The following is a 15,654-nucleotide window of genomic DNA, read 5'->3' as shown; positions in this document are numbered from 1 at the left end:
AAAAAAGCAGCGCACATGCTAACCAATCTCATATGATCGCTGCCTTAATAAAATAAATATTTTAAAAATTAGTCTTGCTTATGTAAATGAACATCCATTTGTGGGAACGGAATAGTAATATCGGCGTCATCTAACGCTATTTTAATATTTTCCATTAATGACCAGTATGTTGGCCAGTAATCTTCAGAGTTAACCCACGGTCGCACAATAAAATTAACACTTGAATCGGCAAGTTCAGAAACCGATACGTTGTATGCAGGATCTTTTAAAATACGTGGCTCGTTATCTAGTACTGATTTAAGTACTTCTTTTGCTTTACGTAAATCGGCGTCGTAGCCAACACCAATCACAAGGTCAACGCGGCGCGTTGCTTCGCGTGAGTAGTTAATGATCGCATCTGACATTATTTTTGAATTAGGCATTACAATTACTTTGTTGTCAGGAGTGCGCATTTCGGTTGAGAATATTTCGATTTTTTTAATCGTACCGGCTTTACCGCCTGCTTCAACATAATCACCTGATTTAAATGGGCGTAGTAAAATAATTAACACACCTGATGCAAAGTTAGATAACGACCCTTGCAATGCTAAGCCAACCGCTAAACCTGCAGCACCTAAAATAGCAATGAATGACGTGGTTTCGATGCCAATTTGTGACAACGCCATTAAAATAGTGGCAGCAAATACAATGGCATACACAATACTAGAGACAAACGATGAAACCGCTTTATCTACTTTTTTCTTGTCGAATGCTTTAGCAGTTAAATTTGCACAAAACTTGGCAATTCGACCACCCAGTAAAAATATAACAAGCGCTATAACTGCTTGAATACCATAGTGTAAAATTAAGCCTGAATTTTCATTCAGCCAATTGAGTATTGAATCCATATTAACTCCTGATAGTGTTATTTAGCAGTTTAGCGATATTGTTTGTTGTATTGTAAATCTTTAATAGGTGTTTGCAACAGCGTTTTATTGAGGTTCGAGGTTCTAGGTTCTAGGTTCTAGGTTCTAGGTTCTAGGAATTTAAAAACCTTGCGGTTAATATAGAAAGGTTTTTTATACCCATAGGCGGGAGTTTACCTCGCGCAGGGTTTAGTAAAATGCGCGGGATAACCACCGCTCACGTTCAATACAAACATCATGCTTGGCTTAATCTCTACCTAAAACCTAAAATCTTTGTCTTTAATCTCTTCCTCTGTGACCTCTGTGGTAAATAGTGTTTTAATTTTTTGCACCACAGAGTACACCGAGGCGCTGCGCGCTACACAGAGAAGAAAATCTTGCGCGGTATAAAGCGGGATTGGGGATTCGAGCCGCGAGCTGCCCGTTGCCCGTTGCCCGTTGCCCGTTGCCCGTTGCCCGTTGCCCGTTGCCCGTTGCCCGTTGCCCGTTGCCCGTTGCCCGTTGCCAATAGCTTAAATATAGAATACTTATAATAAGTTTAATTTTTTTTGATTTTTTGCTTCACAAGCATAGGGATATTATGTATTATGCGCGCCACACCAAACAAGGTGTATGTAGTGGCGGTTGTAGCTCAGTTGGTAGAGCCCCGGATTGTGATTCCGGTTGTCGCGGGTTCGAGCCCCGTCAATCGCCCCACTATTTTCTAAGTTCCCTCAGTAATGTCCAAAGTTAATCTTTTAGTTATATTTACTCGGCTTAAAGCCAAAAAAACCTTAAATAAAGAAATAATACTGACTTATCCGTTTTCTTAAGCTTATTTGCGTCTTTACTCAGCGTTTGCTTATATCCTTTAACTCATACTTATATGAAACTCTGACGCGACATAAAGTCGCTGCTACTATAAATATTACCCTGCGTCTCACTTTAACTTATACTTTTATAAAACCCTGACGCGACATAAAGTCGCTGCTACTATAGATTTACAAACATCACCTGTAGCAGCGGATTTATTCCGCGTCACAGAGCCTAAAAAAGACGCGATGTAAAATCGCTGCTACACTTTACTCTTTGTGCGCAAGGACTCGCTATGAAGAAGGCTTATCGACTCAGGAAAGGGAGGGTCTCTTTAACTAATCATTACTATATTGTCACTATGGTATCCCATAATCGTAATAAGCTTTTCACTAAACTTAATATGAATCGTTGTTTAATAAAACATATGCAAGAGCTAGAACGAGAACAACGAATAAAATCGATCGCATTTGTTATTATGCCAGAGCACTTACATTGGCAATTTCAAATACTTTCTAACAATACGCTTTCAAATATAGTTCGTCTTTTTAAAGGTAGAACTGCCGCTAGTTTTTATCAGTTTGAGGTTTATAGATTTTGGCAAAAAGGATATTACGATCATTTAATTCGTAATGAAGAAGATCTTATAGCAAGCGCTCGTTATATTATTGCCAATCCTTTGAGGGCAAAGTTAATAGCCAATGTTGCAGATTACCCTTATTGGGATTGCGTTTATGTTTAATATTACAGCCGACGTGTAGCAGCGGCATAAAGCCCCGCCTTGTATCTACGTTCAATACTAACACCATGCTTGGCTTAACCTTTTACTGACAGCTGACGGCTAAAAACTGCTCTTTATTTTTCAACCACAAAAAAACACCGACTGCAGTAGTCGGTGTTTTATTTATAACATACTTAATAACAAAGGCTTTTAACGCATACGGCGTCTAAACCATAGCATTCCTGCTAACATAGCTAATAAACCACCAAAGCTACCGCTCGATGAATCATTATCACTTTCTATTGGTTCTTCAACTGCTTCACTACCTGTTGAAGGTTCAACGCCATCTGATACAACTGTTAGCATAAAACTAGTTGAGTTTGAATCAGAAGGATTTTCAACATCACTCACAGTGACTGTTATTTCAGTTTCACCATTGAAGTCTTTGGTAGGAGTGATTGTTGCTACAGCACCAGGTTCATGACTATCGACAACTGCAGTTACATTCTCACCGCTAATAGTGATTGCATTCACACTGTTTTCTTCATCATTGTAATAAATAACAAGATTGTTAAGTGAAGTATTTTCATCTATTGATTGAGCATTAATACCACCGACAACAATGTTTGATGGACTACTTAAGGTATGTGTTAACTCAATATCAGCAATACCACTCACTTTACTCGTTGCAGATAGTGTTAAGTCTTTACCTACACCTGAAGCCTCTACTTCAGCCCAAAGTGAGATTTTAAAGGCTGATGACTCAGGGCCTTCGTAATCATAACAAACAACAAGGCCATCGCTTAACACCGTGTCTAGCTCGTCATAAGCAAATTGTTCACCCAAAAAGCCTTCGATAGGACCATAAGTATGCGATGGACCTCTATAACCTTGCAGGCCAATTGAACCGCGACCATTTTGCGAACCAAAATCGATGTTGTCATACGCCATAATTAGCTCGTAATCACCATCGCCATGAAGTGTATTTACATTAAATAGTAATTCAAAATCAAAACGGTCATCTTGCTCTTCCCACGAGTAAGCACCATTTTGCTGCATTCCAGCAAAACCATATGAGCGTGCATTATCAAATTCAATAATACCCCAGCCTGATGCTGTTGTTGCAATTGAAATGCCTTCAGGATCAAATGGACTTTGATATAGAGGAACACTCATCATATATTCTGTTGAAAAGTCCATTGCACGCCAAAGCGGTGCAATTTGCTCGTACGGTAAACCGTTATTAGGCATTGGGTAGTGGAACGGTCCAAATATAGGGGCGCCTGCCATAAAGGCAATCATACCTGTTGAACGAATTTCAATAGCGTTCTTTTTACCTACATTTAAGTACTCAGCGTTATTGTATAAATGAACGTTGTCATATTGACCTTGGAAAAGTGTTGATACAGGTAAAATAATACCTTCTTGATGGTATATCATTCCATCTTTGTAAGGTAATACGTAACCATCTTCACCTTCCTCAATAGGCGCAAATCCGCCCAGTACAGGTAAAATACCAAACGCAGCTAAATCGACATAGCCACCTGAACTTTCACTACCAAAGTTAGGCGTTACACAACTTTGATCGGTTGCATTTGTGGTAATAACATAGTTAGGCTCAATAGTGCTTGAGTCACCTTGTATACCTTTAATAACTACATTTTGACCATCCTGGCTTATTTCAGAGGTATATTTTTCTCTATTAGAGGTAATATTAGCTACTTTTAGACCTTCAGGCAGTGTTGTCGCAATTTCATATTCGCGCTCTTGCCCAGATTGGTTAGCTAAAATATCAAATGTATATTTAACTATGTCGCCTTTTTTGGCCGCTGTTTGTGATGCACTCAAGCTTACATCATCTTTGCCTCTGACGATTTTTAACGCTGTTTTACCGATGTTACCGGCATTAACTTGTGATGTTCCAAAGTCAATGAGTGAGTAATAAATATCACCCTCTTGCATTTGCGAATCAGACCAATTTAAAACAACAGAAGTGCCTTGCTTACCGTCTGAATATGGAACCTCTAGACTCATATTATCTGCAGGAGCATCTTCAACTACAGCTATAGCCACTTTTGAGGTTTCAATAATGTCATCGTAGTTCACATCATTAAAGCCACGCTTTCCATTGTGGAATATAACCCAGTAATCGCCCTCTTCAGGATTATTTATATTACAAAAGTTGTCATATAAAGTATGTGAAGAAACACAAAGTATTTCATCATCTAAGTCAATTACAGAGTCGCCATTGTAGTCTTTACCAATAAAGACCGCTAAATTACCAAGATCTTGATGACCTTTTAATTCAGACTCTACTAACTCTGTCACCTCTGCTACTAGGCGTTTGCTTCCTGCTGGAACAGAAACCCACTCTACGTGAGTTGACTCGTCTACTCGCTGTTCGTATGTCCCCTTTTCGTCATTGGTCGTCCAAGGGCGGTAACTATCTTTATCTTTGGGTAAAGATAATGTGATTTGCTTAGCTTTTGTAGGTTTATAAACTCGCCCTACATTATCGCCTTCTGGTAATTTTATACCATGAAACTCATGCTTATCATCATTGCGATGTGCCACAACATCAAGCTTTGATGGCATATCATTAGCATCGTATTTAAATACCATTGGCCAATGCATATCTGGGCTTACATTATTCACTTCATTAAAGCGTAATGTAGAATGAAGCTCAACCTCAGAGTTACTAAATAGATCCTGAGTATCCATCACTGATGCGGTGACGATAATAGTCTGTGTTTCACCGGCTTTTAAAGAAAACTCAGAAGGTTGCGTAGTTATTGTTACCCCATTTTGTTGATATTGCTTTTTAGCATCAAATGCCCAGTTTTTAACATCATCTGACTGTACTTTCCATGTACCATCTTTTGTTGCTTTGACTGTTCTAAGCCATGAACAAGTTGGTTGACAGTTAAAGTTCACTAATTGTGGTAGATTTAATCTATGAACCGCACCACCATTATTAGGATCGGCAGCGGCAAAGTTATCAGCCGTTTCATCTAACAGCAATCCAGCTTCAACAGCGTTTGCTACGTTAATGCGGCCAGTACCAGCTCGGTAAGTTGATACATCAATTAGCTCTCCACCAGGTCGATTAAAGTAATTATATTTTACTGTTTCATCTGCAGTAGATACTAGAGCTGATTGAATTTCAGATGGTGACCAATCAGGGTTAGCTTGCTTTATTAACGCAAGTGCTCCTGCAGCATGCGGTGATGCCATTGATGTACCACTTAAAAAGTTATAGTCACCCGATTGACTAATTTCTGCAAAAGGATGCTCATCAGCCCAAGCTGCATAAACATTTACTCCTGGTGCTGCAACCGCAGGAATTAGTGCTTCAGGGGTTGAAGGGCTTGGACCACGTGAGGAGAAATCAGCCAATTTGTCAACATTTTCAGCAACAATTTCACTTTCTATTAGCGTAGGCGTTATGGTCAAAGTGTGCCCCTTGCCATTATTAGTTAGCCATTGTTTTAACGCTGAATAACCATTTGTGTAATCACCATGCCAACTACCATATGAAATATGCACAGAAGGTATGGAGTATTTGCTAGTGTAGCTAATTGGATCGTCCCACCCGTAGTTATATAAGATAAAACCATCAGCACCACCCGCTTCAACATTTGATGCTTTTAATGCACGAGCCACACCATTTGCGTTACTTAATGAATCGCGAGCACAAACTACAATGGTATTGGCTGTTTGTCCTTGCGTATCTAAAATAGGACTTCCATCTGGGTAAAAATCGAAAGTATTTTCAGCAAATTCATTGGCACAATACGCGCTGTACTCGCCATTTATATCAGGATAGTCTTTAGCTTGTAATACAACACCAGTAACAGACTCTGTATTAATTGCCCCACCTTTTAGCTCGGTCCAGCCTGGAAGTGTTCCTGCTTGTGTTTCGTCAATGAAACTTGGCGTTGTGGCTGTTGTTTCAACAATAACCTCACGGCCATGAGTGGTTGCAGCAACATTTAATAACCAAGGTGATGCATGGTCAATTGCACCAAACATTTCTTCATATTGTCCTGAACGACCTGAATTACCCGCTGCTGCCGCTACTGATATTCCGGCTTTACGTGCGCCTAAAAAAGCCATTTCAATTGCATCACTCCAAGGGTGTGAATCTTGGCCGCCAATTGAAAAGTTTATTACATCAACACCATCTGTAATTGCGTCTTCAATACCTGCAATTAACGCTTCACCCGGACAACCGCCAACAGCCGAAGATAATGGTTGGCAAACTTGGTAAGAAATAATATTAGCACGCGGTGCTACACCACTAATTTGTTCAAAAAAGTTTTCTTTTAAAATACTACCATCGCTTGCATTACTAACATCAGGCGTTGAAAGTGGTGCATTATATTGAACATTACCCGCAACAGTTGCTGCAACATGACTTCCGTGTCCATGGTAATCTTCACCAATAGCGGGGGCAAAACCGCCTAACTCTCCGGTGGTAAATGCATCAGTTATTACACTGTAACTACGAATACCAATTAGTTTATCGTTACAACGATCCGCAAATTCTTTTATTTCACAATCGCCAACAAAAACGCCATCACCAAATGGATTTATATGTTTATAACCATCAGCTGCAACCTCTTTGAAAGACTCATGATCGGAGTTTATTCCAGAGTCAACAACACCAATAATTAACCCTTCACCTTTATACTGAATACCTTGAGATGCTTCGCCACTCCAAACACGATCAGCCTGAATTAGTTGTGGGCCAACATCACTGTGCATTTGGTAGGTTTTTGAACGCTGAACTGACAATACTTGTGGGTTTGTAGCTACTCTTTCAGCTTGCTCTTGAGTCAGCTTCAAAGAAAATCCATTTAATGCGGTCGTATACTGATGACGTATTTTAGCACCTCCAGTATGGGCTGCTAATTCATTAAATACTTCACTTTGTTTATGTAAAATAGCCGACTTAGCCAAAGAGACCTCATTGTTAACGGGCTCTCCTGCTGAAAAAAGCTTTTGGCTCCCCGTCCCTCGCATACGAGTATTTTGAGAAAATGTTTGCTCAGACAGTGCTGGAGAACGAAGTCGAATAATATACACATGCTCCCCAGTCAAGCCGTCCTCTTTGATGAACTTACTATTTTTTGAATTTATAGATACGTTTAATCCATTGTTTTGTAAAACGCTGTACCCCTCGCGACTCTTCCCTAAACTTTGCTCAATTATTTTTTTAGGGTCAAAGGTTGGTTTTTGTAAAGTATGTTGTAGATTATCAAGCGCACTTATATTGGGCACCGCTGCGTTAAGCGTACCAGCACTATAAAGTGCTGAGAGTACTGCTGTTGTTATTATTTTAGTCTTCACGTTAGACGTCCTGTATGAAATATAGTTATTTATCAATTACCTTTACCGAGTTATTATGTCGACAAGGTAAAAAGATTAAATCATATGTGAACGAATAATAGCCAACATGTTAATGTAGCATTTTGTATCATTATGGCATTAGTTCGCGACATAAATAGTGCAAAGGAATAGAGTGAGTAAATTAGGTTTTTCTTGTGTAGGTTTGCCATTGAAACAAATAATAAAAATATTTATGCTTTTTTTTACTGCATCTACATTTTCAGTATTAGCAGATCTTTCTGAGTTACAAAAAGTCAAAACTGATCAGTGGTATATCTCTGCTGCAGTAGGTTATGGTTATCAACAGAGTCCTCGAATAAAATCAGATGGTACACACGCCTACATACTTCCAAGCATTGCCTATTATAGTGATAAGTTTTATCTCGAAAATACCACGCTAGGCTATAGTTTATACGAGTCAGAAAAACTAATAATTGATATTCAATCTAAGCTGAATGAAGATGCATTCCACTTTAAAATTGATGGCCTAAAGCATGTGTTAATGAGCGATATATTCGGATATGCGCCCATTAATAATATTGGTTTTGAGGATGCCTCTCCTCGTTACACAAATATCACTCGAAAAATTTCATACTTAGCTGGTATTTATATTGCTGTTCCAATGAGGTTTACAAATTTCTCTATTGGTGCTTACCAAGATATTTCTAATGTTCATAACGGACATGAAGTTCAAGCTAAATTAAACCATACGTTCAACTTCGAGCATTTTGCTGTTGCATATGAAATAGGCATTACCTATAAAAGTAATGAGTTACTTAATTATTATTATGCTTTGACCCCGCAAGACAGACAATATTTTGAATCTACTTACAAAGATGATGAACGTATTAGCGGGCATATACGCTTAATTACAAAAGTTCCATTAAATACACGTTGGAGTGTCGTTGCTATTGCAGAGTACAATTATCTAGCTAAAGCAATTCAGCGTAGTCAGCTTATAGTGGAAAAAGATTATTTAGGTTATTTCTTCGGTTTTAGTTATGACTTTTAGTTTTTATAAACGTAATTTAAATATGTTAAGTACATGTCATTACTCTTTATTATTTATGGCGTTAACACTTTCTAATCAAAGTATTGCACAAAAACTAGAGTTACAATTACAACCACGTATTTGTGTGCCAGAAAAGCAATCACCATACTGCCAGCAGCTGGTAAGTATAAGCTATCCAGCAGAGTTACCCACAAAAACGTGTTTGTATTTAAATAAAAATACACTTTTGCAATGCTTTGCTGCAAATCAGTACATTCAATTTAGGTTTAAAACCAACACTAAAAAAGATATTTATTTTCAACTTCGTGATAACGAGCAAAATATCATCGCTAGGAAAGAGTTTAAAGTTCTTCATCATGAGCCCCCAAAACGTTTTCGCCGTGGTATTGGTTGGAATATTTTATGAGAAATGATCAAATAAACTTGGTACTTATCGAAGATGATAAAGTATTAGCCGAACTAATTGCCACCTATTTACGTCAAAATGGCGTTTATATTGAGGTGTTTAACTCTATTGAGTTAGCTTTAAAGCCGCGTTCAGGTATACCTATGGATTTAATTATTTGCGATATAATGCTGCCAGGTATGTCTGGTTTTCATGGATTGCAACTATTAACACGCAGCTACGCATGTCCTTTGTTATATTTAACAGCACGCATAGATAATAACGATCAACTAAGAGGTCTTGAGCTAGGGGCTTGCGATTACATAACAAAACCTATCTCACCTGAGCTGTTGTTAGCAAAAATAAAAGCGAACCTTCGTAAGTTCAACCCCATAGTAACGGATAAAATCACTGTTGGTAAGTTGACTCTAAAACAAGCAAACCATGAAATTATTTATGACGATATAGTATATTGCTTAACAACAAAAGAATTCGAGTTACTTTGGTTATTTGCCACTAATAGTGGAAAAACTTTATCTAGAGAGTACTTATTTGAAATATGTCTGGGACGATTTTATAACGGCGTAGACCGTAGTATTGATTTAAAAGTTAGTCGCTTACGCAAGCGATTACAAACTTATGCAAAACAATCTGTCGATATAGTGACTGTTCATGGAGAGGGATACAGACTCTCTTTAAGCGAGCAATAGATGCTTTGGCCGTTCAGCAAACTAATATTATCGTTGATTACTTTGTCGGTTGTGGTTTATTTAATATTTTCTCAATTAGTGCTTCGACATCATCCTGACAGCGGTAAATATTTAATTACAGTTGAGCAACTGCTCACTTCTGAAGAAGGAAGTGCCACTATACAAGCAATAAATATCAATGATTTAGCTATACCTATTCATCTAAAAAAACAATTAGAAAAAGGGCAAACCATAGCGTTACGTCATAATGAAGCTTCTATATATTACTATAGAATCAATGCAGCTGGGATACTATTTGAAATAGGTCCTGTTAATATTGAAAAATCACAACAAGGTACTCTTACATTACTGGTCGTCGCTTTTTATCTGGGCTTAATCTTAGTTGTACTCACATTAATTTGGCCTGTGTTCAGAGACTTACATCTATTACAATATCAAGCTATAAGCTTTGGTAAAAAACCTCAAGTATTACCCGTTAAGCTAAAAAGCACCTCAAAAATAGCACCATTAGCAAATACAATGCATAAGATGTCAAAGCAAGTTATACAGTTTATAAACATGCACCAATCACTTTCACAAACGATATCTCATGAGGTTAGAACACCTATTGCACGCATGCGTTTTGCTATTAACTTAGAAAATAAACAACGAGAGTCGCCCTATCTAACATTGATCGAAAGCGATCTAAATGAAATAGAACTAATAGCAACAAGTTACCTTACTTTTTCGCGCATTGACTATTTACAAGATAAGCAGTTTTCTAGCTTTGCCTCAGAGCCTTTTATTAAGGACATAATTAATGGTTTTACACTATGTACAACACAATGCATTATTTCTTACCAATGCCAAAGTGAAAATCTTTTTGGTGACAAGCAAGCATTAAAAATTGTATTTCAAAATTTAATCGCTAATGCACTTCGCTATGCAAAAAAAGAAATAAGGCTCACTCTTTACTCAAACGAACAAAGCCATCAGTTAATAGTTGAAGATGATGGCCCAGGGCTAGCTAAGGACTTTGAACCTTTAAATAAATTTGAGCAAAAAAATAGTAATGGCTATGGTTTGGGCTTGTATATTGTAAATCAAATTGCTCTTTGGCATGAGTCAAAACTTGATGCTGGACGCTCAGCGTCATTAGGAGGCGCTAAATTTTCAATGTATTGGAAAAATTAATAACCCATGTAGCGGAGTTTATTTAACGTAACGTGCCATTAAAAAGACGCGATGTAAAATCGCTGCTACTATGAATATGCGGGTTTCGAGTTGCGGGTTTCGAGCTTTGGGCTTCGAGCTTCGAGTTGCGGGCTTTGGGTTACGAGACGCGGGGTAAACCCGCTGCTACTGTAAATATGCAAGCTTGGGGTTCGGGATTCGAGTTTCGAGACGCGGCATAAAGTCGCTGCTACACCAATCAATCTTAACCCGCACCTCGCAGCCCGTCGCTCGTAAGCTTTGAGCACGTAACCTAAAAAGACGCGACATAAAGTCGCTGCTACATATTATTAAAGGCGTTCTTTCCACTGTTCTACAGGGAGTGGCTTTGAAAATAAGTAGCCTTGAAATAAGTTGCAACCGCGCTGCTTTAAATAATTAAATTGCGCAGGTTCTTCAACGCCTTCAGCAACGCTATTTACACCTAAAGCACTGGCCATGTCGATGATCATATTCACAATAGTTTTACTTGAATAATCATCAGTATCCATAATGCCATCGACAAAGTATTTATCTATTTTAAGCTCAGAAATTGGCAACTCTTTCAAATAACTCAGGCTTGAATAACCCGTTCCAAAGTCATCAATTGAAAACCTAAAGCCCTTTTTATTAAGTTCAAGCATAGTCTCTTTTACTAGTTCGATGTCTGACACTAAAGTCGTTTCGGTCAGCTCTATCACTAAGTTACGTGGTGACACTTGCCACTTATGAACACTAGTGAGCAATTTCTCTGTAAAATCGGGGGCTACAATTTGTTTAGCGCTAATGTTAATGGCAATACAGGTGCTTTTTCCTGCTCGGCTGACTTCATGCAGCAACTTACATACTTGATCAACCACCCAATCGCCAATTTTAATAATGGCTTCACTCTCTTCTGCTAGGGGTATAAATTCCCCAGGGCTTATTACGCCTAATTCCTCAGAATCCCAACGTAATAATGCTTCGGCTGAATTAAAGGTATTTTCATTAATAAATTGTGGCTGTAGTACCAGTGTTAATTCATCACTTTTATCAACATTTATTAGTAAATAGCGAATCATATTGGTACGTTCGTAACGTTTTAATGCATCTAAATCTGCAAAGTAATAACCAAAAGGAGACAACTTTTTGGCTTGTTTTAGTGCGTATTCCAACTTATCAAACATAGAGCTATAGGAGTCTCTACTCGCATTAATAATTGTACTGCCCAACGAGGCGCTTAGTACCACTTCAAGATCATTGATCTTATGGGAAAAGTTAGTCAAGGCTAATATTTTAGAGTCAATTATCGGTTGTTGTAGCTCTAAATCACATAAGTTGCGATTGGGGTAAGTGCTTATTATTAAAAAAGAATCAACACCACTTTTATACAGTTTGTACTCTCCTTCAACGGCTTTAGATAGTTTTTTTGCCGTTAAAATAAGTGCTTCATTTCCTGCTTCAATCCCATACTTAAAATTAAACTGAGATAATTTATCCATATCTAGCAACGCAGCATAAATATAACTGCTATTTAAACTGGCACTTTGCAGTAAACTTCTACATTCACGTTCAAACCAGCGTTTATTTTTTAAACCGGTGATGGGATCTGAATAAGCTAAATTATAAATAGTATCTTGTGCTTTCAGTTTTTCGCTTATATCTCTTACTACGCCAATATATTCAATGGATGAGTCATTTACCGCTTTAGTAAGCGACAACTCTATTTGAAAAATAGTACCGTCGCATTTACGAGCAGGTAGTTGCCGACCAACACCAATAATTTTAGCTTCCCCTGTTTGCTCATAATTTCGCATATAAGAGTGATGTTTTGAGGCATAGGGTTCTGGCATTAAGTTATTGATTGATAAACCCAGCATTTCATTGTCATCGTAACCAAACATAGTCAGTGCTGTTTTATTACAATGAACAATAACGCCTTTTTGATTAATGGTAATAACAGCGTCGTTGAGATTATCTAAAATGGCTTCAAGGCGGTTATTTTTATCTTCAACTTTAGCTTTTAATTCGTACTCTAAGGTAACATCCTCAAAAGCACCTTGAACGGCAGTTAAGTCATTATTAATATCAAAAACAGGTTGCCCGCTAGTACGCACCCATTTTTTTCGCCCTTTTGCATCTACAAACTCAAAGTCCTCACAATAAGGAAGCCCTAGTGTTTGTAGTCGCTTAAACAACTGGTTTATACGCGCTTGTTCTTTTTCACCCGCATAGTGAGCGATGGCTTGAGTCGTATTTATTTTAGTATTAGCAGCAAGTGCATATATTTTATAAACCTCAGGCGAAAAATATAATTCATCAGTTAAAACTGTATATTGCCAACTCCCCACTTTTGCCATACTTTCAACTGCATCAGTCAGCAGCTTTTGCGAACTTGATTTATTTTCAAAGAAACATTTTTGTAAATAAACACTAGTATAGTTAGCAAAACTTAACAGGGTTGATTTATAAGATTCTAAATTTTGATGCGCATTAAAATACAGGCCCACTAATACACCTGTTAGTAAGCCATCATCATTTAAAATAGCAGCCCCAATATAGGTATTGGCATTGATTGCCTGCAACAGCCTATTTTCAGGGTAACTTTGCTGTAAATCATGGGTAACAAAACATACACTTTGGGTTAAAAGTGGCTCACAGGGCGAACCTTCAAGGCTGTAAGAAAAGTTTTCAGCCACCTCGGCATTGCATAAAACTAACTGCGTAGTGGCTAATTTATCTTCATCAACAGAGGCAATAAATAAGTAATCGGCTTTTATTTCTTGCTGCAAGGCACTCAATTGCGCACTTAGGTTTGCGCATTGAGAATACGGTGCATTATAGGCTGCGCCTATATCGGAATGTTTGCTATCCTTGCTCACGTTATTAACCTACTTTAAAAGAAAGACCTAGAGACGCTAATGCTTTAGAGTGCTTTTCGATTGCATCAGACTCAGCACCTACACAATGCGCTTGCGCTAGGTTTTCTGACGATGCGCTGCTAATATTTGAAATATTACGGCTAATTTCTTGCGATACCATACTTTGTTCTTCTGCAGCGGTTGATATTTGCGTTGCTAAATCAGAAATATCAGTAATTGCAGCGTATACTTTGGAGACGATATCTTGGGTATTACGGGTTTCTTTCACACAACTCTCTGCCGCATTTTTACCCGCTTCCATGGTTTTTGACCAATTTAAAAGCGTAGATTGCATTTCAGATATAGATATTTGGATTTGCTCTGTAGCGGTATGTGTTCTGCTTGAAAGCGCACGTACTTCGTCAGCAACAACTGAGAACCCTCTACCGTGCTCACCGGCACGCGCAGCTTCTATAGCCGCATTAAGTGCAAGTAAATTTGTTTGGTCGGCAATCCCTTGTATCTCTTGCATTATACCACCAATTTTTTCAGCCTCTGTTGCTAGCTCGCTCGCTGAACTTGCTGAGTTATCAACTTCTGTTGCGAGTAACGATACTTCACGCATGGTGCCTGACATAGCTTGCGTTGCATTTTCGCAGTCTTGATGAGCTTGTTGAACACGTTGGTTGGTTACTAAGGTATTTTTAGCGACCTCATCAATTGAATGCACCATTTCTTCGACCGCAGACGATACCTGATGTAATTCAGACGCTTCTTTTTCAACGCCAGCCTGCGCAGCTTCAGCACAAACTTTAAGCGAATCAGCTCCTTTGCTAAGGCTTAAAGTGCCATCAATAATACGCCCAACAATGGTCGTTACTTTACCCTCAAGTAATTTAATCTGAAAATCACTATAGCTGAGGCTATCGCTACCAGAATAAATATGGCGAGATACGCTATCTGGGCCTGCTTTGTTTTTTTTGATTTTGCTTGGCGAACGAATTAACTCTTCATAAAAAATAACAAAAGGCAGAGGAACAAACAGCAAGCATAACCAGAACATGTAACTTGTTAACCAAGCAATTAAAGCAGCACACCCAATAAATAGAGGCAATTTAAATGCGGCTAATTTTTCACTTAAAGGCGTAATTGATTGACCGTTGTTTAAACGTTGGTAAAGCTTTTCTGCGCGGTGTTTATATTCTGGAAGGAGTTGTTGACGAACTGATTGATAACCTACTTTTTTACCGTTTTCATAAATAGGGGTAACAAATGCATCAACCCAATAATAACGCCCGTCTTTACATCTATTTTTTACCGCTCCTCGCCATGCGGTATCGCCTTTTAAATTAGACCACATATCACCAAATGCCGCAGGAGGCATGTCTGGGTGGCGAACCATGTTATGGTTTTTCCCTTTTAACTCATTAATGGTATACCCTGAAACTTTACAAAAGCTATCATTTGCATAGGTGATAACCCCTCGTAAATCTGTTGTAGAAACTAACTCTTCGTCAATGCCAAACGAAACTTCCTGGTCTACCGTTGCTTGATTTCTTCTACTCATAGTGGGTGCTTCATTATTTTTTAATGGGTGAATTTTCGAGATGTTAATTTATAAATGTACAAAACACAATTATACATTCTTACTATATGTTAATGGTTTTGAAACTACTGAAACTTCACTTTACTCATTTACATACTAAA

Annotated in this window: 9 protein-coding genes and 1 tRNA gene; 6 read left to right on the top strand and 4 right to left on the bottom strand. The window is 38.2% G+C overall.

Annotation, left to right across the window (positions count from 1 at the left end; genetic code table 11):
• Positions 1-68: 68 nt before the first annotated feature.
• The gene (locus B1F84_RS02355; protein WP_131690461.1) at positions 69-887 is read right to left on the bottom strand and encodes a mechanosensitive ion channel domain-containing protein; all 819 of its coding nucleotides are present in this window, start codon (positions 885-887) and stop codon (positions 69-71) included.
• 638 nt (positions 888-1,525) lie between these two features.
• On the opposite strand from B1F84_RS02355, the gene B1F84_RS02350 reads away from it, so the two are divergent.
• Together B1F84_RS02350 and B1F84_RS02345 are read left to right on the top strand one after the other, a co-directional pair.
• Positions 1,526-1,601 (top strand) — tRNA-His (locus tag B1F84_RS02350).
• Positions 1,602-1,992: 391 nt separating this feature from the next.
• Positions 1,993-2,439: a transposase gene (locus tag B1F84_RS02345; protein WP_131690460.1), complete on the top strand. Its 447-nt coding sequence runs from the start codon at positions 1,993-1,995 to the stop codon at positions 2,437-2,439.
• Positions 2,440-2,628: 189 nt separating this feature from the next.
• On the opposite strand, the gene B1F84_RS02340 is transcribed toward B1F84_RS02345, so the two are convergent.
• A complete protein-coding gene (locus tag B1F84_RS02340) occupies positions 2,629-7,770 on the bottom strand; it encodes a S8 family serine peptidase (protein ID WP_131690459.1) in 5,142 nt (1,713 codons plus the stop codon).
• A 172-nt stretch (positions 7,771-7,942) separates the two neighbouring features.
• Between B1F84_RS02340 and B1F84_RS02335 the strand changes: the two genes are divergently transcribed.
• From B1F84_RS02335 to B1F84_RS02320, 4 genes are read left to right on the top strand one after another with little or no spacing between them, the layout of a single operon-like run.
• Positions 7,943-8,821, top strand: coding sequence for a MipA/OmpV family protein (locus B1F84_RS02335; protein ID WP_131690458.1), 879 nt, complete (start codon positions 7,943-7,945; stop codon positions 8,819-8,821).
• Positions 8,811-9,227 (top strand): DUF3019 domain-containing protein, encoded by a 417-nt coding sequence (locus B1F84_RS02330; protein WP_131690457.1) that lies wholly within the window; start codon positions 8,811-8,813, stop codon positions 9,225-9,227. The genes B1F84_RS02335 and B1F84_RS02330 overlap by 11 nt, the downstream gene beginning before the upstream one ends.
• A complete protein-coding gene (locus B1F84_RS02325; RefSeq protein ID WP_058550624.1) occupies positions 9,224-9,916 on the top strand; it encodes a response regulator transcription factor in 693 nt (230 codons plus the stop codon). The genes B1F84_RS02330 and B1F84_RS02325 overlap by 4 nt, the downstream gene beginning before the upstream one ends.
• A 51-nt stretch (positions 9,917-9,967) precedes the next feature.
• Positions 9,968-11,089: an ATP-binding protein gene (locus tag B1F84_RS02320; protein ID WP_240702020.1), complete on the top strand. Its 1,122-nt coding sequence runs from the start codon at positions 9,968-9,970 to the stop codon at positions 11,087-11,089.
• A gap of 329 nt (positions 11,090-11,418) precedes the next feature.
• Here the strand turns inward: B1F84_RS02320 and B1F84_RS02315 are convergent, their stop codons facing one another.
• Positions 11,419-13,968 (bottom strand): GGDEF domain-containing phosphodiesterase, encoded by a 2,550-nt coding sequence (locus B1F84_RS02315; protein ID WP_131690455.1) that lies wholly within the window; start codon positions 13,966-13,968, stop codon positions 11,419-11,421.
• A gap of 4 nt (positions 13,969-13,972) precedes the next feature.
• Positions 13,973-15,514: a PAS domain-containing methyl-accepting chemotaxis protein gene (locus tag B1F84_RS02310; protein ID WP_131690454.1), complete on the bottom strand. Its 1,542-nt coding sequence runs from the start codon at positions 15,512-15,514 to the stop codon at positions 13,973-13,975.
• Between the last annotated feature and the right edge of the window lie 140 nt (positions 15,515-15,654).

Source organism: Pseudoalteromonas sp. DL-6 (assembly GCF_004328665.1).
GTDB lineage: Bacteria > Pseudomonadota > Gammaproteobacteria > Enterobacterales > Alteromonadaceae > Pseudoalteromonas.
Note: the sequence above shows the minus strand (reverse complement) of the source record. Positions and strands in the feature narration are given on the sequence as shown.